Source organism: Chryseobacterium sp. JJR-5R (assembly GCF_034047335.1).
In the GTDB taxonomy this organism is placed as follows: Bacteria; Bacteroidota; Bacteroidia; order Flavobacteriales; family Weeksellaceae; genus Chryseobacterium.
In genome coordinates this window covers 3,989,153-4,009,383 of the sequence record NZ_CP139137.1, presented here as the reverse complement: position 1 = coordinate 4,009,383, position 20,231 = coordinate 3,989,153, and the positions used below count along the sequence as shown (strand labels likewise).

General features: G+C 39.7%; 16 protein-coding genes. 10 read left to right on the top strand and 6 right to left on the bottom strand.

Features of this window, described 5'->3' with window-relative positions:
* Positions 1 to 2: 2 nt before the first annotated feature.
* The 4 genes from SD427_RS17720 to SD427_RS17705 all read right to left on the bottom strand — a co-directional run bounded on the left by SD427_RS17720 (position 3) and on the right by SD427_RS17705 (position 4,255).
* On the bottom strand, positions 3 to 887 hold the full coding sequence (locus SD427_RS17720; RefSeq protein ID WP_320559105.1) for a bifunctional 5,10-methylenetetrahydrofolate dehydrogenase/5,10-methenyltetrahydrofolate cyclohydrolase: 885 nt from the start codon (positions 885 to 887) through the stop codon (positions 3 to 5).
* 307 nt (positions 888 to 1,194) lie between these two features.
* Positions 1,195 to 1,341 carry a hypothetical protein gene (locus tag SD427_RS17715; RefSeq protein WP_320559104.1) on the bottom strand — a complete coding sequence of 49 codons (147 nt, stop codon included), beginning with the start codon at positions 1,339 to 1,341 and terminating at the stop codon, positions 1,195 to 1,197.
* 108 nt (positions 1,342 to 1,449) lie between these two features.
* Positions 1,450 to 3,090 carry a glucose-6-phosphate isomerase gene (pgi, locus tag SD427_RS17710; protein ID WP_320559103.1) on the bottom strand — a complete coding sequence of 547 codons (1,641 nt, stop codon included), beginning with the start codon at positions 3,088 to 3,090 and terminating at the stop codon, positions 1,450 to 1,452.
* 256 nt (positions 3,091 to 3,346) lie between these two features.
* Positions 3,347 to 4,255 (bottom strand): DUF4349 domain-containing protein, encoded by a 909-nt coding sequence (locus SD427_RS17705; RefSeq protein WP_320559102.1) that lies wholly within the window; start codon positions 4,253 to 4,255, stop codon positions 3,347 to 3,349.
* 303 nt (positions 4,256 to 4,558) lie between these two features.
* On the opposite strand from SD427_RS17705, the gene SD427_RS17700 reads away from it, so the two are divergent.
* Positions 4,559 to 5,917, top strand: a complete 1,359-nt coding sequence (locus SD427_RS17700; RefSeq protein ID WP_320559101.1) for an acyl-CoA dehydrogenase family protein — start codon at positions 4,559 to 4,561, stop codon at positions 5,915 to 5,917.
* A gap of 121 nt (positions 5,918 to 6,038) precedes the next feature.
* On the opposite strand, the gene SD427_RS17695 is transcribed toward SD427_RS17700, so the two are convergent.
* Positions 6,039 to 7,151, bottom strand: a complete 1,113-nt coding sequence (locus tag SD427_RS17695) for an AI-2E family transporter (RefSeq protein WP_320559100.1) — start codon at positions 7,149 to 7,151, stop codon at positions 6,039 to 6,041.
* A gap of 182 nt (positions 7,152 to 7,333) precedes the next feature.
* Positions 7,334 to 9,742: an endopeptidase La gene (gene lon / locus SD427_RS17690; RefSeq protein ID WP_320559099.1), complete on the bottom strand. Its 2,409-nt coding sequence runs from the start codon at positions 9,740 to 9,742 to the stop codon at positions 7,334 to 7,336.
* Positions 9,743 to 10,002: 260 nt separating this feature from the next.
* On the opposite strand from lon, the gene SD427_RS17685 reads away from it, so the two are divergent.
* From SD427_RS17685 to SD427_RS17645, 9 genes are all read left to right on the top strand, one after another.
* Positions 10,003 to 12,150 carry a peptidylprolyl isomerase gene (locus tag SD427_RS17685; RefSeq protein ID WP_320559098.1) on the top strand — a complete coding sequence of 716 codons (2,148 nt, stop codon included), beginning with the start codon at positions 10,003 to 10,005 and terminating at the stop codon, positions 12,148 to 12,150.
* Between the two features lie 126 nt (positions 12,151 to 12,276).
* Entirely contained in the window at positions 12,277 to 13,227 is a 951-nt protein-coding gene (locus SD427_RS17680) for an MlaD family protein (protein ID WP_320559097.1), read from the top strand.
* Positions 13,228 to 13,237: 10 nt separating this feature from the next.
* Positions 13,238 to 14,578, top strand: coding sequence for a (Fe-S)-binding protein (locus tag SD427_RS17675; RefSeq protein ID WP_320559096.1), 1,341 nt, complete (start codon positions 13,238 to 13,240; stop codon positions 14,576 to 14,578).
* A gap of 73 nt (positions 14,579 to 14,651) precedes the next feature.
* Entirely contained in the window at positions 14,652 to 15,437 is a 786-nt protein-coding gene (locus SD427_RS17670; protein WP_320559095.1) for a (Fe-S)-binding protein, read from the top strand.
* A gap of 38 nt (positions 15,438 to 15,475) precedes the next feature.
* Positions 15,476 to 16,615: a hypothetical protein gene (locus SD427_RS17665; RefSeq protein ID WP_320559094.1), complete on the top strand. Its 1,140-nt coding sequence runs from the start codon at positions 15,476 to 15,478 to the stop codon at positions 16,613 to 16,615.
* A 24-nt stretch (positions 16,616 to 16,639) separates the two neighbouring features.
* On the top strand, positions 16,640 to 17,128 hold the full coding sequence (locus SD427_RS17660) for a hypothetical protein (RefSeq protein WP_320559093.1): 489 nt from the start codon (positions 16,640 to 16,642) through the stop codon (positions 17,126 to 17,128).
* Between the two features lie 92 nt (positions 17,129 to 17,220).
* On the top strand, positions 17,221 to 18,357 hold the full coding sequence (locus SD427_RS17655; protein ID WP_320559092.1) for a glycosyltransferase: 1,137 nt from the start codon (positions 17,221 to 17,223) through the stop codon (positions 18,355 to 18,357).
* A complete protein-coding gene (locus tag SD427_RS17650; protein WP_320559091.1) occupies positions 18,354 to 19,607 on the top strand; it encodes a polysaccharide biosynthesis C-terminal domain-containing protein in 1,254 nt (417 codons plus the stop codon). Before SD427_RS17655 ends, SD427_RS17650 begins: the two co-directional genes overlap by 4 nt.
* 90 nt (positions 19,608 to 19,697) lie before the next feature.
* Positions 19,698 to 20,201 carry a hypothetical protein gene (locus SD427_RS17645; RefSeq protein WP_320559090.1) on the top strand — a complete coding sequence of 168 codons (504 nt, stop codon included), beginning with the start codon at positions 19,698 to 19,700 and terminating at the stop codon, positions 20,199 to 20,201.
* The last annotated feature ends 30 nt before the right edge of the window (positions 20,202 to 20,231 follow it).

Sequence of the window (20,231 nt, the reverse complement as noted above, 5' to 3'; positions counted from 1 at the left end):
ATTTAGTCGTTATAGACTGAAGTTTTATAAGCAATGATGGTATTTTTCATCAGCATTGCTCTTGTCATAGGCCCTACACCTCCGGGAACCGGCGTGATCCAGCTTGCTTTGGCAGCACAACTGTCAAAATCCACATCACCGGCCAGGTAATACCCTTTCGGAGAGTCATTGTCTACTCTGGTGATTCCTACATCAACGATCACGGCTCCTTCTTTGATCATGTCGCCTTTTAAAAAATGAGGATCACCCAGTGCGGTAATCACAATGTCTGCTTTTTTGGTATATTCTTCGATGTCTTTGGTGTAAGAGTGTGTCAGCGTCACGGTAGAATTTCCCGGGAAATCTTTTCTTCCCATCAGGATGCTCATAGGCCTGCCCACGATTTTGCTTCTTCCGATGATCACACAGTCTTTGCCTTTTGTTTCAATATTATATCTTTCCAGTAAAGTTAAAATCCCGAATGGGGTTGCCGGCAGGAATGTATCCATTTCCAGAGCCATTCTTCCGAAATTTTCAGGATGGAAGCCGTCTACATCCTTTCTGGGATCAATAGCGTTAATAATCTTTTCCTGGTCAATCTGATCCGGTAGAGGCAGCTGAACGATAAAACCGTCTACAGATTTATCTTTATTAAGTTCCTCAATTTTTTCCAGTAATTCAGACTCGGAAACGGTGCTCGGAAATTTAATTAAGCTGGATTGAAAGCCTACTTCTTCACAGTCTTTCACCTTAGAGTTCACATACGCTTTGCTTGCCCCGTTATTCCCCACAAGGATCGCCACAAGATGTGGTGCTCTTCTTTTTCCCGCAAGAATTTTGTCAACCTCAACCTTGATTTCTGCTTTTATTTCTTTGGATACTTTTAATCCGTCAAGAATTTCTGCCATTTTACTTTATTACTTTTTATTATTAGATTTTTAAGGATATTTTTCCGGATTTTGATGGGTGCAGAATACAGAAAGCACAAAAACTTTCTTTGCAGTTTCATCTACCTTACACAATAATATAAGGATACTTTGAAAATGCAATACTCTTACGTTATAATATTTTTTCTCAAAAAAAGGATTCTGCCGAATTTTTCTGTAAGAATCCAATAGCTGTTCCTTAAATTATTTTGCAGGTGACTTTGAAAATTTACTATAATAGTGAAAAGCATCACTGATTTCAATTTCTGCTTTTAGAGACAAAACTATTTTATATGCCATATTTCTCAGAAATCTTTTTTAAAGATCCTTTGGCATCTACATACATGTTTTCATCTTCTATTAATCTTTCAATCACTTTTCTGATCGCATCCGTCATTCCAAAATCATCCTCATTTTTTTCAAAACTGGTTTTCATTTTTTTTAAAAAGTTTCCACAAAAGTCTCTTTTTCCTTATTGTTCAGGTTAATGATAATCTGTGTCATATCTTTATTTTTAATCAAAATTAATGAAAATCCTTAACAGTTATTTATTTGATTTATAATAATTAATCAACCCGTTTGTTGAACTGTCATGAGAACTGACTGCCTCATTATTTTCAAGTTCCGGTAAAATTTTATTCGCTAATACTTTCCCAAGTTCCACTCCGAACTGATCAAAACTGAAGATGTTCCAGATCACGCCCTGAACGAAAATCTTATGTTCGTACAGTGCAATCAGCTGTCCTAAAGAAAACGGTGTCAGTTCTTTGAACATCATGGAGTTTGTTGGGGTATTTCCGTGGAATACTTTATAGTTTAATACGAAATCTATTTCTTCATCGGACTTCCCTGCATTTTTTAATTCTTCTTCCACTTCCTCTTCTGTTTTCCCGAACGCCAGTGCCTCTGTCTGGGCAAAAAAGTTGGCCAATAATTTATCCTGATGATCAGAAACCTTGTTCGGGCTCTTTGCATATGCAATAAAGTCTGCAGGAATCAGTTCTGTTCCCTGATGGATCAGCTGATAGAAAGCGTGCTGCCCGTTGGTTCCCGGTTCTCCCCAGATGATCGGGCCGGTTTCATATTCTACAAATTCACCGCTTCTGTCCACGCATTTCCCGTTACTTTCCATATCCCCCTGCTGAAGATAGGCTGCAAACCGGTCTAAATACTGTGAGTAAGGAAGGATGGCATGGCTTGTCGCTGCATAAAAATTACGGTACCAGATTCCCAAAAGCCCCATCAGAACGGGAATATTCTCAGTAAAGTCTGCCGTCTGGAAATGCTGGTCTGTATCATAGGCACCTTTCAGCAGCTGCTCAAAATTTTCATAGCCTACTGCAAGCACGATGCTTAAACCAATTGCGCTCCAAAGCGAATATCTTCCGCCAACCCAGTCCCAGAATTCGAAAATATTCTCTTCTGCAATCCCGAAATCCTTAACCGCCTGAACGTTGGTTGATAAAGCAACAAAGTGCCTGGCTACGTCTTCCTGTTTCCCTGCCTGTAAGAACCAGTCTTTTGCCGAATTGGCATTGGTCATGGTTTCCTGGGTCGTAAATGTTTTGGACGCAATGATGAACAGGGTAGTTTCAGGATTTAGGTTTTTCACCACTTCCGCCAGGTGATTCCCGTCTACGTTGGAGACAAAATGCACGTTTAACCTTGTTTTAAAATGCTTTAAGGCAGATACCACCATTACCGGTCCCAGATCTGAACCACCGATCCCGATGTTCACGACATCCGTAATTTCTTTTCCGCTGAATCCTTTGTGGTTTCCTGAAATAATGCTTTCAGAAAACGATTTCATATGATCTAAAACTCTCTTAATCTGAGGTTTGATATTTTCACCGTCAACTAAAATTTCTTTACCGGAAAAATCCCTCAAAGCCGTATGCAGAACAGCTCTTCCTTCTGTTTCATTGATTTTGTCTCCCGAAAACATTTTAGAAATCGCGTCCTTCAGCAGGCATTCCTCTGCAAGGTTCAGTAAAAGCGCTTTGGTTCTTGTATCAATCAGGTTTTTGGAATAATCAAAAAGGAAATTATCTTTTTTCACTGAAAATTCCTCAAAACGGTTCGGGTTATAGGCAAAAAGGCTTCGTAAATCGAAATCATTATTACCGAAATGTTCATCAAGGGCTTTCCAGCTATTGGTCTGAGTAGGATTTATTTTTGACAGCATAGTTTAGAATTAGAGTTGTGACTTCGGATGTGGCTTGTTGGATGCCAAATCATCCTGTAAAATTACTGATTGCAAATTTAAGGAATTTTACGCCAATGATGTTAATAGAGAATTAAAAATCAATCTATGGGTTCTGATCAGATAAAAAGGATCCTGTTTATTATAAGTTATTTTGGCGCTTCACGATCCTGATCCAAACCCTGGAGATCCGAAGTTTCAGGCGTTGTAATATAGAGACAACGATAAGGTCGGACACTTAAATTTCCGTTGTGCTCTGTTGTTTTCCAGCAGGTTTTCTTTTTTTCAGAAAGAATATAACGGCTGCTGCAATCAGTACAAGCGGCCAGATGGTAATCAGTATGATAAAAATCTTTTGAATCAAATAAAATCCATCTACAAAAGCAGATTTTGCGCTGTACAGAAAATCAAGTTTGTATTTATCATCAATGCTTTTCGTATTGGTAACGGGGATTGCCGCGCTTCGGATCTTTGGTTCTTTGATGTAAATGTCAACCGTGCTGTATTTTAGATGATCTGCAATATTCATGTTTTCCAACTGCTGCTGATTGCCTTCTTTCATGTTGCTGTTTCCCATGTCTACTTTATCTTTATAGGTATTCATCTGCGCAATCTGGTCGGCGGTCTTTTTGTTTCTCAGGCTTTCCAGTTCAGCATATTTTATATTGGATGTCACATCTTCGGCATTGGTGGTCCTGGAATTGAGGAATAGTTTTTTATCATTGATTAAAGTTAAAAAAGCACCAAGCTTATCAGTGGGAACCCTTACCTGCATAGTGTTTTCAGTCTGGTATTTTTTCACCAGAACTGCATTTTCATTTGAAGTGTTGTATGTCTCTTCTGAAACGACATTACTTTGCAAATTGCTGTGCGTAACAAATCCGCTCAGATCCTGAACTGATTTTTCAATAGAAACGGTCGTATCATAAACGTCTTTCACTTCCATGCTGACCTCTGCCGTTTTAATGAACTGCTTATTTTGTATTTCCATGGTAGCGGCAGAAGAAATGCTGTCGGAATTCATAACTGCTGCAGAATCTACAGTAGAATAAGGATTAAGCGCTTGTGATGAAGCTTCTCCTTTTTTACATGAATAGGTTCCAAGTAAAAGCGCTATTGCGATTGATAATTTGTAAGTGGCTTTCATATACGGGTATTTATTGTTTTACGGGTATTTATTGTTTATGATGTAAGATGCTGCCGTCATTTCACAGATCTTTATAACTGTTAAGCTGACGGCAACTCAGTTAGGTTGATTATTACTGTTCTGCTTATTCAAAGTTCAGACAGTATTGTTTGTAATGTTTGAATATCACAGGTAAAATCTTGTAAAGGGAAATTCTGTTTTAAAGATGTTGAAATCAATATTTTGTAAAATAAATTAAACTGCGAATACGTGTTTTTAGATTAAATTTTGCTAACTTTTACCAGTCAAACACAATACATTATTATGTCAGATACTTTTTCTAAAATCAGAAATGCAGTAGAATTGTTCAGATCCATCGACTTTGATCAACTGGGTGAAATCTCACAAAAAATAAATCTTCCGAAGCTGATGGAAAATTTTTCCAAGCTGGATGATAAGCAGTTAAAAGACATGATGAAAATGCTGGATCCGGACCGGAAAAAGAAAGAGCTTCCGCCTATTGATGGCGATTTCTATGATATTTACCATACACTGTCACCGGAACAGCGCGAAATTCAGCTTAAGGTGAGGGAGTTTATGGAAAAAGAAGTGAAGCCTCTGGTGAATCATTACTGGCTCAGGGATGAGTTCCCGCATGAACTGATCCCGAAATTTCAGAAGCTTAATATCTGCGGCGTCACCTATGAAGGATATGGCTGTCCGGGAATGCCTTTTCTGATGGAAGGGGTGATTGCCATGGAAATGGCCCGGATTGATGCTTCCATCGCTACATTCTTCGGCGTACAGTCGGGGTTGGCCATGGGGTCCATCTATATCTGCGGCTCTGAAGAGCAAAAACAGAAATGGCTGCCCCAGATGCAGAAGTTTGAAAAAATCGGGGCATTTGGACTCACAGAACCTGAAGTAGGTTCCGGAGCGGCAGGAGGTTTAACGGTAACGTGTAAGAAAACACCTGAAGGCTGGATTTTGAACGGACAGAAAAAATGGATCGGAAATGCAACGTTTGCCGATCTGGTAATTATCTGGGCGAGAGATCTGGGTGACGGCGAAGTAAAAGGGTTTATCGTAGAAAAAGACAATCCAGGTTACTCCGTTGAGAAAATTAAAGGCAAGATGGCATTGAGAATTGTTCAGAACGGCCTGATTACGTTAAAAGATTGTCTGGTGACTGAAGAAAACAGGCTTCAGAATGCCAATTCATTTAAAGATACGGGAAAAGTTCTTAGAATGACCCGGGCAGGAGTAGCCTGGATGGCAACGGGCTGTGCGAGAGGAGCCTATGAAAGCGCCCTGGATTATACCAGAAAGAGGGAACAGTTCGGAAAACCGATTGCTTCTTTCCAGATGATCCAAGGGCATTTGGTAGAGATGCTATCTAATCTGACCGCTATGCAGACGATGGTGTTCAGGCTGTCTGAAATGCAGGATGAGGGTATTCTTAGAGATGAGCACGCTTCTTTAGCAAAAGTATTCTGCACATTGAGAACCCGCGATATCGTTTCCAGGGCCCGGGAAGTCCTGGGAGGGAACGGGATACTTCTGGAATATGATGTGGCAAGATTTGTTGCCGATGCCGAAGCCATTTATTCGTATGAAGGGACCAAAGAAATCAATTCCCTGATTGTGGGAAGGTCTATTACAGGGTTCAGTGCTTTTGTATGATTTTTTAAGTAATATCCATACGAGTAAAATAATTAATTTATTCTGAATTATATTATAAAATAAAGAGCCTTCATGTTGGAAGGCTCTTGTTATGTTATAAATTTTTTTGTTCTGATCATAATCAGTCCATTTCTTTCAGCGTAATGCTTTTTGATAACTTATAGCTTTTCTTCTTTTGATCAGGTTTTTCCTCTTCACCAAGGAGTTTTCCCCAAGGCTGTAAGCCTTCTACTCTTTCAAGTATAATTTTAATAATCGCAATGGCCGGAATGCAAAGGAACATCCCTGCAATTCCCCACAAATGTTCTCCTATGATAATACCGATAAACGAAAATAGAGCATTGATCTTTACTTTTGAGCCTACTACAAAAGGCAGGACAATATTCCCGTCGATAATATGGACACCGATGTATCCGATAAGCACATAAACACAGGTTGACGGAGCCGCTGTGGCAAAAGCAATGAAGCACGAAATTAAAAGGGCAATGCAGATTCCCAGGTAAGGTATAACATTCAGCAGGCCGGTTAAAACACCCAGTAAAATTGCATATTTCACGCCTAGTACTGTCAGAACAATAGAAGTAAGGGTTGAGACAATTAAAACCTGGAGACAGAGCCCGACAATATATTTTTTGGTCATGATTCTCACTTCACGAACTACTTCCTGAACACTTGCCTTATGTTTTTCATTAAAAACGGTTACAATAAAATTATTCAGGACCCTTCTGTAATTCAGGATAAAAATAAAGAACAGGATAAAGAAAACAATAAAGCCCAGCCCTGTTGAAAAAATCCCGAAGGTAAAACCCAAAATCACACCTGAAGAAGAGAGAATTTTACTCAGGCCCTGGTCAAGATAAGTAAGCTGTTCATCTATTTTTACATGGAACGTTTTGGAAACCCAATGCTGCAGGTCATTAAAAACAGACGTAAACTGTACCCTAAGATGCGGAATATCCTTACTGAAATCAGATAATTGTGACCCGAAAAAATAAATCATTCCCGTTAAAATCATCAGCATAATCAGTACCGAAGCGATGGTTGATATGGATCTGGAAAACCTCAGTTTTTCTTCCATAAAATTTGCGGCAGGTAAGAAGAGCATGGCCATCAGAAAAGCAAGAAAGAAAGGAGCTAAAATACTCTGTCCCAATGCTAAAAGGTAACCGATCCCGATAATTGAGATCACGACAAGGGTAAGCTTGACAATAAAAGGGAGCCGAAGTAGATTCATAATTTCAATGTTCTTTAAAAATAATAAAACCCTTCGAAAAAATATTTAGATCGATCAGCCGGATTCTTTCAGGATATTAGAAAATTCTATGCCATATTTTTTAAATAAAAGCCAGTAGAGTATAGATAAAAACACATGCCCCGGATCTGAGGCATGCTTTTATTAATGATGATAAATTAGTATCAGTTATTTTCAAGAGCCAGTTCAAGGACTTCATTCATCCAGCTGACATAATGGACATTAAGATCTTTAAGATAATCCTTTTTGATTTCTTCAACATCTTTTCTGTTGGCTTCACAAAGAATAACTTCTTTGATTCCCGCCCGTGTGGCAGCCAAGAGCTTTTCCTTAATTCCGCCTACAGGAAGTACTTTCCCTCTCAACGTAATTTCGCCTGTCATGGCAAGATGGGGCTTTACTTTTTTATTCCTAAATGAAGAAACCATTGAGGTAAGCATGGCAATACCTGCAGACGGTCCGTCTTTCGGTGTTGCTCCTTCAGGAACGTGAACATGGATGTTCTTCTTTTCAATATCATCCTGTGTAAGTCCCAGTTCATCATGTTTCGCTTTAATGTATTCCAGCGCAATGGTTGCAGACTCTTTCATAACGGTCCCCAGGTTACCGGTCATGGTCAGCGCACCTTTTCCGTTACTGATGATGCTTTCAATGAATAAAATATCTCCGCCCACGCTTGTCCAGGCAAGGCCTGTAACCACTCCCGGAACATCTGTAAGCTCAGACAGGCTTTTCGGTCTCGGCACCCCGAGGATTTCATCAATTTTTGCGATTGATATTTTCGGGTCATATTCTTTTGCCAAAGCAGTCTGTAAAGCTACCCAACGGGCGATCGCAGCAATCCTTTTTTCCAGGGTCCTAACCCCGCTTTCTGAAGTATGTGCTTCTATGATGTGTTTTAATTCAGCATTCCCGAGCTTAAATGATTTTGCATCCAGGCCGTTTTCTTCCTGCTGCTTTTTTATGAGGTGTCTTTTGGCAATTTCGCTTTTCTCTTCCAGGGTATATCCTGAAATCTGAATGATTTCCATCCTGTCCAGTAAAGGAGTCTGAATGGTTGATAGTGAATTGGCTGTCGCAATGAACATCACTTTAGATAAGTCATAACCCATTTCCAGGAAATTATCGTAAAAAGACTTGTTCTGTTCAGGATCAAGCACCTCAAGAAGGGCAGAACTTGGGTCTCCGTGCATTCCTTTTCCTACCTTATCGATTTCATCCAGGACAATGACAGGATTGGATGTCCCTGATTTTTTAATAGACTGAAGAATCCTTCCTGCCATAGCCCCGATGTAGGTCTTTCTATGGCCTCGTACTTCACTTTCGTCATGAAGCCCGCCTAAAGAAACACGTACATATTTTCTTCCCAGTGCATCGGCAACAGATTTTCCCAATGAGGTTTTCCCAACGCCCGGAGGTCCTACCAATAAAAGGATAGGGGATTTCATGTTGTTTTTCAGTTTCAGGACTGCCATGTGTTCCAGTATCCTTTTCTTTATATCTTCTAACCCGAAATGGGCTTTATCCAGTATCCTCTGGGCTTTTTCAATATCGAAAGTGTCCTTGGTAAAGGTATCCCACGGTAAATCCGTAAAAAAATCCAGGTAGTTTCTCTGGACATTATAATCCGGAGAATTAGGATTCTGGCGCTGCAGCCTGTTGATTTCCTTTTGAAAATGCTCTTCTACTTCTTCATTCCATTTTTTCTTTCTCGCCTTAAGAATCAGTTCCTCCACGTCATTTTCCGGTCCGCCGCCCAGCTCTTCCTGGATGGTCCTGATCTGCTGATTCAGGAAGTATTCCCTCTGCTGCTTATCAAGATCCTTGGAAGTTTTCTGATGGATCTGATTCCTCAACTCAAGTTTCCTAAAATCCTCATGCATCATTTCATAGCATTTATTGGCCCTTTCCATCAAATTTTTCTCTTCCAGAAGCTTTTGCTTTTCAGAGGATGGGAAATTGGCATTCGTACAGATGAAATTCAGCAGGTCATCATTGTTGTTGATGTTTTTTATGGCAAAATTGGCTGCATTCGGGATATTGGGATCAAGCTCAATGATTTTTAAAGCCAGATCCTTTACATTTTCCAGCAGAGCTTCATATTCTTCCTGATTTTTCGGCTTTCCGTCTTTCAATTTGGAAATCTCAGCTTTGAAATAAGGCTGTGTTTCAGTGATTTTTTTAACCTTAAACCGGTAAAATCCTTTTGTAATGGCTGTAATATTGCCTTCAGGAAGCTTAATGATTTTTATAATTTTTGCCAGGGTGCCGATCTGATACATGTCTTTTTCTGCCGGCTGCTCAAGGTCCGAGCTTTTCTGGCTTACGATTCCTATCAGTTCGCCGTTATTCTGGGCTTCTTCCAAAAGCTGGATGGATGTTTTTCTTCCTGCGGTAATAGGCATGACCACATTGGGGAACATTACCATATTTCTTACAGGAAGGATCGGGAATATTTTTTGTCCGGAATTTTTCTCTGTTTCAGAAAGGTCAGAAAGACTGATTTCTTCCGCTACAATATCAAATCCGTCACTTATCATCTCTTCTAAACTAATATCTTCAAACTCTGTCATAGTTAATCGAATGACAAATTGTCATTACCGTTTTAATTCGTTAACGTGAAATTTCACCATATCTTTTATAATAAGTAGGATATATGATGGGGGCTAAAGTTGCACAAGACTTATGCCATTTGTTTTTCTGCATAAAAAATGGTCAAAATTTCCTTTTTTTTAATTTTTAAATTTAAAAAAATTAAAAAAAGGACTTGGATTTCCGTAATTTCTTAAAAATGTGTATTTTCGCACACTGATAAAAAACTATAATTTATATAATGGCAATTTTAGGACAAATTAGGAGTAGGCCTTGGCTTTTGATGGGAGTAATTGCACTGGCGCTTTTGGCGTTCCTTGTAAACCCCGAAAGTATCGATAAGGTTTTTGGTAAAAATCCTGATGTTTTAGGAAAAGTGAATGGTGAGAAAATTACCCGTGAGGAGTTTAATGACCAGCTTTTCGTATTACAGCAACAGGCAGACCAGCAGGGTCAGCCGAAAACAGGTCTTGAAGAACAGGCCTGGCAGTTGCTTGTGCAGTCTAAACTGATCAAGCAGCAATTTGAAAAAATGGGCTTCGAAATGACGGAGGATTATTTCTGGAATCAGCTTCAGTATGATCAGATGTTTGCTCAGCAGAAGCAGTTTTTCGACGAAAAAGGCAATTTCAAAACTCAGGAGCTTAAAAAACAGATAGAGGAAATGAAGGCAGCTTCGCCGGAAGGGTACAACCAATGGCTGAAAACCAGAAAATCAATCGAATACAGATTGATGGCAAGACAGGTATTTGCCAATATTTCTATAGGGATTACTACCGGTAAAAAAGAAGCTGAAGAATTAATGAAGCAGAGAGATCAGTTAGCGGATATCGACTTCGTGAAAATTGATTATGCAGCTTACCTTCAGAAAAATAATATCAAAATAACCACTGAAGATCTGGCAAACTATATCAAGCAGCACCCGGTAATGTTCAAAGCGGAAGCAAGCAGAAATCTTGGGGTGGTTTATTTCCCTTCTCAGCCAAGTGCAGCAGATGATGCAGCAGCTCAGAAAGAAATCAATAAACTATTTTCAGGAGGAACTGATGCCAGCGGCGGGACAGAAAATTTCCAGAATACCAAAAACGACTCTATGTTCGTAATGGCCAATTCTGATATGCCTTTCAACGCACAGTATATGAGTCCGGCCCAATTGCCGCAGACCATTCAGGCGCAGGTTCCATCTGCTGCTGTCGGACAGGTTTTCGGGCCTTACAAAGAGCAGAACTTCTATGTGGTTTCTAAGCTTCTGGATAAAAAAACCTCAGATTCTACATTGTCAAGACATATTCTGATTGCCTTTAAAGGAAGCCCTGCAGGAGAAGGGGTTACAAGATCTAAAGAAGCCGCCAAAAAACTTGCGGATTCCATTGGAGCTGCTGTAAAAGCCGATCCTGCTAAGTTCACGGAATTCCTTAAGCTGTCAAACGACCCAAGTTCTGCTGCACAAGGCGGAAGCTTAGGCTGGACAACCCCGGAAACACCTTTTGTTCCTGAATTTTTAACTTACCTGGCAAACAATCCTAAAGGAGCAACAGGAGTAGTGGAAACTCAGTTCGGTTACCACATCATCAATATTGAAGATAAAAAAGCCGGAGCCATGAGCTACAAGGTGGCTAACCTTGTAAAAGCAGTGAAGCCGTCTGATGCAACGGAAGCCGAAACAGATAAAAAAGCAAGACGTTTTATCCAGCAGGTGCAGGGGAAATCTTTCAATGATTTCGTGAATATTGCCAAAAAAGGAAACTATCAGTTCTCCAATCCTAAGCAGGCGAAGAGATTCGACGGTCAGCTTCAGGGGTTAGGAACAGAAAAAGACGGGGAAATCTTAGCCTGGGCTTTTGATAAGAAAAGAGAAAAAGGAGATACCGAATTCTTTACGGTGGAAGGCACAGGAGATAAAATTGTAGTATACCTGAATGGGAAGCAGGAGAAAGGAAGTGCAGATCCTGAATCAGTAAGAGATCAGATCGAAATTGTGGTTAAGAATAAACTTGCTGCAAAACAGATTGCCGAGAAAATCGGGAAAGCAGGCAGCCTTGATCAGATTGCCAAGCAGTTCGGGACAACCAAACAGTCGGCACAGGTTAACTTGTTGAATCCTTCAGTGGCCGGTGCTATGGAGCCTAAAGTTGCAGGTGCAGCATTCGGGGTTCAGAAAGGGAAGCTTTCCAATCCTGTTGAAGGCGGGACTGGTGTTTATGTACTCATCAAGAAGAATGAAACCGTAAACAAGCAGCCTGGAGATCTTAAGCAGTTTACAGAATCTGTTACCCAGAGAAACGGAGGAATGTTCGGACAGGCCTGGTTGAAGAGCCTGCAGGACAATTCTGATATTGATGACTACAGAATTGAGATCTGGAATAAAGCAGGTGCTCAGCAACAATAAAAGATTATTTTTAATAAAGATAAAAAGCGGCAAAGTTTTTGCCGCTTTTTTTGTGTTTAACACAGGGCAGTACAAAAAAACATTAATTTAAATGTAGTATATTTGCTCACTAGAAAAATTTAGCAAGTGAAGTTCAGTAAAGAATTAAAAGCTGGTGTAATCGCACTTTTAGCCATTGTAGGCTTTGTGGTGCTGTTTCAGTTCATGAAAGGCAGAAGCCTTTTTACTACCGATAATATATTTTATGCCCAATATGAAAACGTTGAAGGACTCGCGCAGTCTTCTCCCGTTTCCATTAACGGTCTGAAGGTTGGGCAGGTTGATAAAATTATTCCCCATACATCCAAAGACGGAAAAATCGATTTTCTTGTAAAAATAACAGTTGACAATAATTTTGAATTTTCAAAAAATTCAACACTGGAAATTTTTGAGCCGGGACTGATGTCCGGGAAAGAAATGAGGATTAATCTAATGTATGGAGGTGTAACGGCAAAGGATGGCGATACCTTAAAAGGAGCTTTTAAACTTGGTACTTTAGGAAGCCTTTCTTCTCAGGTAGGTCCGGTAAAAGATCAGTTGCAGACCGTTTTATATCGTGTTGATTCTTTAATGTCAAGTGCTAACCAGGTAGTGAATGCCCAGAACAGAGAAGAGATAAGATTGCTGCTGTCCAACCTTAATAAAACGGTAGGCGCCTTACAAACTACTGCAGGAAATATCAATTCACTGGTAGGTCACAATGATCCTAAGCTTCAGAAAGTGCTTGATAATGCCAGCCTTACCATGCAGAGCGGTAAAGTTACCTTAGACAAATACGGTACCCTTGCAGAAAGCATCGATACCCAAAAACTGAATGCTACCATTGCCAACCTTGACAATACAGTAGGAAAGCTGAACCAGGTAATTTCCGGGATTGATAACGGCCAGGGAAGTTTAGGTAAAATCATGAAAGACGATCAGCTTTACAATAACCTGAATGCAGCATCTACCAACCTGAATACCCTGCTTGAAGATGTGAAAGCGAATCCTAAGCGATACGTGAATTTCTCGGTCTTCGGCAAGAATTCTAAAGAATAACCTTTACGGTATGCAATATATCAGTACTATTATTTTTCTTGTTTTATTGGTGGCAGGTTTTGGGCTGTTTGCAAAAAGCCTGCAGAAAATCTACAGAAATATCAGGCTGGGCCGTGAAATTGACCGGACTGACAGAAAAGGAGAACGCTGGGAAACCATGGCCAGAGTGGCGATGGGCCAGAGCAAAATGGTCAAACGCCCGATTGCCGGAGTTTTGCACCTTTTTGTATATGTAGGCTTTATTATCATCAATATTGAACTTATTGAAATTATTATTGACGGGATTTTCGGAACCCACAGGTTTCTTTTCTCCATATTCGGAAGTGGTTCTTACGGTTTCTTTACAGCTACGTTAGAGGTTTTAGCATTGCTGGTGATTATCGGAGTGGTGCTGTTTTTTATCCGAAGGAATTTTTACGGGGTAAAAAGATTAACCATGAAAGAACTGTTCGGATGGCCGAAACAGGATGCCAACTGGATCCTGATTATCGAGTTTGCCTTGATGATGGCCTTCTTTACCATGAACGCTTCAGATTCTATTTTACAGATGAGAGGTGCAGAAGGTTTTCACCAGGCGGGATCTTTTCCTATAAGCCAGATGATCTTCGTCCCGTTTTTGGAAATTTTCAGCTTTGATAACGGATTTCTGATTTTTACAGAACGGGCTGCATGGTGGTTTCACTTTGTAGGAATCCTTTTCTTTATGAATTATCTTTACTATTCTAAACACCTACATATTATACTGGCTTTTCCAAGCACATGGTTTGCAAACCTGGAGAAGAAAGGGAAGTTCAATAACCTGGAATCTGTCACTAAGGAAATCAAACTGATGATGGATCCGAATGCGGATCCTTATGCAGCTCCTGCAGAAGGTGAGGCGGAAGCGCCTTCAAAATTCGGTGCGGAAGATGTATTTGACCTTAATCAGGTTCAGCTGCTGAATGCCTATTCATGTACGGAATGCGGCCGTTGTACAGCGGTGTGTCCGGCTAATATTACCGGGAAAAAACTTTCTCCCAGATTGATCTTAATGAAAACCAGGGACCGTCTGGAAGAAGTGGGAAGGAATATCGATAAAAACAACGGTAAATTCGAAGACGACGGCAAAAAACTCCTTAACGATTATATTACCAAAGAAGAGCTTTGGGCATGTACCACATGTAATGCCTGTACAGAGGCCTGTCCTGTACTGTTAGATCCGCTTTCAATTATTTTTGATATGAGAAGATTCCTGGTCATGGAACAGTCTGCTGCACCGCAGGAACTGAATCTGATGATGACGAATGTTGAAAACAATGCGGCTCCTTGGCAGTACAACCAGGCAGATCGACTGAAATGGGCAAATGACTAATTAACAGAATAGTGCAACAGTGTATAACAGGCAAAACTTATACATTGTGGCATATTGATAAACTGAAAATCAAATGGATTTCAATATAAAAACCATGGCAGAATACGCTGCCGAAGGAAAGGCCCCGGAAGTTTTATTCTGGGTGGGCTGTGCCGGAAGTTTCGATGACCGTGCTAAAAAGATTACGAAAGCATTTTGCAAAATACTGAATAAAATCGGGGTTGAATTTGCTGTTTTAGGACAGGAAGAAAGCTGTACGGGAGATCCTGCGAAACGTGCCGGAAATGAATTTGTATTTCAGATGATGGCTTTAACAAACATTGAAGTGCTGAATGCATATGAAGTTAAAAAAATCGTTACGGCCTGCCCACACTGTTTTAATACCCTGAAAAATGAATATCCGAGCCTGGGAGGACATTATGAGGTGCTCCACCATACCCAGTTTCTCAAGAATCTGATGGAAGAAGGCCGCCTGAAAATTGAGGGAGGTGCCTTCAGAGGTAAGAAGATTACTTTTCATGATCCATGCTATCTGGGAAGAGCAAACAATGAATATGAAGCACCGCGGATGCTGCTCGAAAAGCTTGATGCCGAGCTGGTGGAAATGAAGCGTTGCAAAACCAATGGCCTCTGCTGTGGTGCCGGTGGTGCACAGATGTTCAAAGAACCGGAAAAAGGTGATAAGGATGTAAATATTGAAAGAACAGAAGAAGCGCTATCTTTTGAGCCTAAAGTAATTGCAACAGGCTGTCCGTTCTGTAATACGATGTTAACAGACGGAGTAAAACATTTTAATAAAAATTCAGAAGTTGCCGTAAAAGATATCGTTGAGCTTTTGGCAGAAGCAGAAGATTTATAGGATAATAATGAATCTTAAATGATTGATCTTAATATCTTATGAAAATAAAGTGGAGGCTTTCCTTTCTTATTGTACTTATTATTGTCAGCGGTCTTAGCTTCTGGAATTATACAAACAGAATTTTCGACTGGGATATGCCGGGATATATCGGTTGTTTATATACCTCTAAATATCCGAATGATCAGGATAAAGTCCGAATACTTACGTATAACGAAATCCGAAAAGAAGCCCCGGAACCGGAATATAAAGATATTCTCGGTATTCTAAACCCTCCCGACAAAGCACGTCAGGTTTTTGCCGGTAATACCAAAGCATTCAGCGAACAGCTGCCATATTTTCAGATTAAAGTCGGGTATAATTTTGCCGTTTCAGCACTGTATACAGCAGGCCTTACGCCTCCAGACTCTGTTTTGATGCTAAGCATCATCTCTTATTTCATTTCAGGGCTCCTGTTTTTTTATATATTAAAAATTACTTTCCCCGAAAATTATTTTCTGGCAGGTGTGATAACGGTTGGCATTATTATTTTGCCTCCTATGACTTATATGTCGCGAATCTCAACGCCCGATATATTCATTTTCCAGTTTTTGCTGGTATTTATGATCGGTCTGCTTCAGAAATGGGAACCCTGGCTGATGTTTCTGGTCTTGTTTGCCATTATTTTTATAAGGCCTGACTATATTCCGCTTACATTAAGTTATCTTGCTGTTAAAGGATTATATGAGTATTATAAAAACAAAAAACTGAATTTCAGTTTTGCAGTCCAGGGTTTTATTCTTCTGGTTCTGTATATAATTATCATTAAAATCTGTCATTATCCGGGTTGGAAGCATCTCTTTTACGATACTTTTATCCACAGGCGACACTTTATCTCCGGGCCGCCGCCTGATTTCGGTGCAAAAGAATATTTTGAAGTTTTTTTCAGTAAAATCATCTATTTTAAAAAAGTAACGCTTACGTCATTACTATTGGTAGGATTGACATTCTGGTGTTCAAAAGACCCGTGGATCAGGATTTGCTCATTGCTGATTTTTACCAATATTTACATTAAGTTCATATTTTTCCCGCATTCATCAGGACTGAGGTTCTTCTTCGGGTTTATCATGATGCTTTTTGTGGTATTCCTCTGGGCGGCAGGAAAAAAATACAATAGTTTCAGACTCAGGAAAATTGCGTAATTTTATCCTTTAAATTTATCAGAAATGAAGATTGAAGAATCAAACATAGTAGAGACCAACGATTATAGGGTTATCATATATCCGGCATCCAGGCCGCTGGAAACAAAGGAAGCAAAAGCAATTACGGAAAAGCTTTTTGATTTCTTGGCAAACTGGGCTGCCCACGGCAAACCGCTTTCATCATCTTTTAAGATTGAGAAAAATCAGTTCATCATTATTTGTGTTGATGAAGAGAAGGAAATGGCTTCCGGATGCAGTATTGATGCATTGGGTAAAGTAATGAGGGAAATTGACGAACAATACCGGCTTGGCCTGTTTGACAGGATGAAAGCCTGTTTTATTGAAAACAATGAAGTAAAGACACTGAAGCTTATTGACTTTAAAAATAAAGTAAGAAGCGGAGAAGTTTCCAGAGATATTCAGGTCTTTGATTTCTCAAAGAACACCTATCTGGAATTTATAGGGAATTTTCTTTTACCGCTTGACAGGAGCTGGGCGGCTTCCATCAAATAATTAACAAATATGAGTAAAAAAAAAAGTGGAGCAGTCTACTTTTTTTTGCTTTAAGTATATTTGCAATATTTTGATCCTGAAATCCTGAAAAAATGTCTAAAATTCTGTTTCTAACAACTGCCCACCGATACGATGATGACCGGATTTTCTATCATCAGGCAAAAGCCTTACAGGATCAGGGCCATCAGGTTAAAATAAGCAGTCTTTCCTCAGAATTCCAAGGTATTGCTGGAGGAATTCAGATTGAGTCCTGTTCAGTTTTAGATAAAAATACAGAAGAAAAAAAAGCGGTTTTTCGAAAAATCATTGATGAATTTCAGCCGGACTGTATTATCTGCTCCGAGCCGTTAGCCGTTATTTCCACACGGAAGATCAGGAAAAGCAAAAAGGTAAGCGTTATTTATGATATAACCGAATGGTACCCTTCCATGAGGATGGTAGAACATTTTAAATTTCCCTTTAACGCTGTTCATGCAGTGAAATTTTTTCTGATTCAACTGTATGCAGGCTTTTTAAGTACCCATTATATTTTCGGTGAAGACACGAAAAAATTTCCGCTGGCCTACTTTTTCCCATTCAAGAAATCGATGGTTTTGCCGTATTACCCGGATGATATTTATATCCATCGAAACCGTAAAAAACCGGAAACAAATAAAATCACTTTAGGTTATACAGGTCAGTTTTCCGAAGAAAAAGGAATCGGTAATTTTTTTGCGGCGGTTGACAGGGTTAGGAAGAAAAGGCCTGAGCTTGAGGTCTGCGTTCTTTTGATCGGAGGAGCGAGAAAAGAAAAAGACAGGACGTATTTTGCTGAATTGGTTTCTAAGTATCAGTTTGAACATATGACCATCAGAAAATCTGCCTCCTTTGAAACTTTTACGGAAGCTTATGCCGATGCTGATATCTGTTTTGATTTAAGGGCATTGAATTTTGAAAACCACCACTGTCTCCCGATTAAGATATTTTATTATGCAGCTTCCGCAAAACCCGTAATTTATACAGATCTGAAAGCGATAAGGCTACATCTGGATGTTTCAAAATTCGGATATCTTGTTAATCCCCAAGATGCCGAAGCCATTGCCGGCCTGGTCCTGGATTATATAGATAATCCTGATCTGTATGCACTTCATGCGCAGAATGCCAGAAGAGAATATGATACAAAATATAACTGGAATGCTATCAGGCAATCATTTGTAAACTTCGTAAGAAATTCAACAGTTCCGGGATGAAGCAGAAGACGATTTTGAAAACGCTTGTTTCCCGGTTTCTGATTTTAATATTAAATTTCGGGCTGGTTGTTTACTCCGCCAATAGGTGGGGTAGTGAAGGGAAGGGCATCATTTCCATTGTTATTGCAGACCTTACCATCATCAGTTTTTTCGCCAATATTTTTGTAGGAAGCAGCATGAGTTATTTTGCTTCAAAATACAAAACGGAAGAAATCCTCCCTTTTGCCTATCTGTGGTCAGTTGCCATGGGAATTTCAGTGCCTCTAATTTTCAGCTTTAATCATGCTTCGGAATATTCCAGGTACCTGATGGCTCTCTCCGTTTTATCTTCGCTCCTCGCCGCCAACGTTAATTTATTTGTCGGGCAGCAGAATATGAAAATGTTTAATCTTTATACTGTTTTACAACAGGTTATCCACATTGTATTTATCATCATCATCGTGTATGCTGTTAAGATCACTTCTGTTAATGCCTATTTTATGGCTCAGATCTGCTGCTTCGGGATTTTATTTCTTATGAGCACTTTTCAGGTCCTTAAATATTGTAATTTAAAGCAGATTTCATTTTCCGGAAAAACAGTAGGCAGGTTATTTAATTACGGCTGGAAAATCCAGCTGAGTACTTTTTTACAATTTTTGAATAACAGGCTGTCCTTTTATTTTCTGGAATATTTCAGAGGAATTATAAGTGTCGGTATTTTTTCCGTAGGCATTGCCTTTTCCGAAGCGATCTGGACGGTAAGCCGAAGCCTTTCCGTAGTGCTGTATGCGGATGTCCTCAATAATAAAAATTCTGATGAAGCTATTGAAAAAACCAAAGTTTCATTACGGGTAAGCTTTTTAGTTACTTTGTTATTTATTACAATAATGCTGATGATTCCTGCAAAGCTTTATTCCCTGGTTTTCGGGAAGGATTTCAGCCAGACTAAAGAGATTGTCCTGTATCTTTCACCCGGAATTTTAGCCATTGCCGTAAGCAATATCATCGGGTATTATTTTGCCGGAATCAATAAGCTGAGGATTTTAAATGTAAAGTCGGTCATCGGGCTTGTTTTTACGGTTATTTCTTCAGTTTTTGTCATTCCCAAATGGGGAATCCGTGGTGCATGTATAATTACTTCGGCGTCATATTGCCTTTCATCTGCTTTGCTGTTCTGGAGGTTTTATCAGATTACGGAATTCCATATCCATGATTTTATACTCTCCAGGGTTGAAATGAACCTTTTACTGAAAAAGTTTCTGAGAAGATAATTCAGATCCGGAACTGGGCTGAAAGCAAATAATTCCAAAGCTCGGATAAATCAGCAGTAAAATTAAAATAAGTTTTTATCTTTGTGTGAAATGAGAAATATTATTTTTGGATTTCTGGTGATTTTCTGTGCATTCCTGAGCTGCAAGACGGACGATGACGACGTGCAGAGAATTGATCAGATTTTAAATATTTATATGAAAAACGGCACCGGGCGGGATCTTCTTAACAACAAAGCAGGTGTAACCTATTTTACCTATTCCATGAATGATGTGAATGGAGTGGCAGATCTTGCTCCTGTTAATACTTCACTCAGGGCAACAGCGGATTCTACACTTTTCATAGAATATATTGCGGGGGCCAGAAGGATAGGGCTGGATACCCTTAATCCTGAAAATAAGACATACCATTCAGTCATTACGGTTTCACTGATCAAAAGGCTCAATAATACCATTCTGGATACCATCAATGATAAACTTGAAGTGCAGTACCGCATGACACCAAGCGTTTTCGAAGTCTCGAAAGTCTATTACAATGATACGCTGAGATTTACCAAGCAGGACGGTGTGCCGAACGTAGTGACAATCGTAAAATAATTTTATACATTTGCAAAACTGTTGGCATTT

Bases quoted from the DNA above. Each gene is read 5' to 3' on its own strand.
- SD427_RS17720 (WP_320559105.1), bottom strand. From the start codon at position 887: ATGGCAGAAATTCTTGACGGATTAAAAGTATCCAAAGAAATAAAAGCA.
- SD427_RS17715 (WP_320559104.1), bottom strand. From the start codon at position 1,341: ATGAAAACCAGTTTTGAAAAAAATGAGGATGATTTTGGAATGACGGAT.
- pgi (WP_320559103.1), bottom strand. From the start codon at position 3,090: ATGCTGTCAAAAATAAATCCTACTCAGACCAATAGCTGGAAAGCCCTT.
- SD427_RS17705 (WP_320559102.1), bottom strand. From the start codon at position 4,255: ATGAAAGCCACTTACAAATTATCAATCGCAATAGCGCTTTTACTTGGA.
- SD427_RS17700 (WP_320559101.1), top strand. From the start codon at position 4,559: ATGTCAGATACTTTTTCTAAAATCAGAAATGCAGTAGAATTGTTCAGA.
- SD427_RS17695 (WP_320559100.1), bottom strand. From the start codon at position 7,151: ATGAATCTACTTCGGCTCCCTTTTATTGTCAAGCTTACCCTTGTCGTG.
- lon (WP_320559099.1), bottom strand. From the start codon at position 9,742: ATGACAGAGTTTGAAGATATTAGTTTAGAAGAGATGATAAGTGACGGA.
- SD427_RS17685 (WP_320559098.1), top strand. From the start codon at position 10,003: ATGGCAATTTTAGGACAAATTAGGAGTAGGCCTTGGCTTTTGATGGGA.
- SD427_RS17675 (WP_320559096.1), top strand. From the start codon at position 13,238: ATGCAATATATCAGTACTATTATTTTTCTTGTTTTATTGGTGGCAGGT.
- SD427_RS17670 (WP_320559095.1), top strand. From the start codon at position 14,652: ATGGATTTCAATATAAAAACCATGGCAGAATACGCTGCCGAAGGAAAG.
- SD427_RS17665 (WP_320559094.1), top strand. From the start codon at position 15,476: ATGAAAATAAAGTGGAGGCTTTCCTTTCTTATTGTACTTATTATTGTC.
- SD427_RS17660 (WP_320559093.1), top strand. From the start codon at position 16,640: ATGAAGATTGAAGAATCAAACATAGTAGAGACCAACGATTATAGGGTT.
- SD427_RS17655 (WP_320559092.1), top strand. From the start codon at position 17,221: ATGTCTAAAATTCTGTTTCTAACAACTGCCCACCGATACGATGATGAC.
- SD427_RS17650 (WP_320559091.1), top strand. From the start codon at position 18,354: ATGAAGCAGAAGACGATTTTGAAAACGCTTGTTTCCCGGTTTCTGATT.
- SD427_RS17645 (WP_320559090.1), top strand. From the start codon at position 19,698: ATGAGAAATATTATTTTTGGATTTCTGGTGATTTTCTGTGCATTCCTG.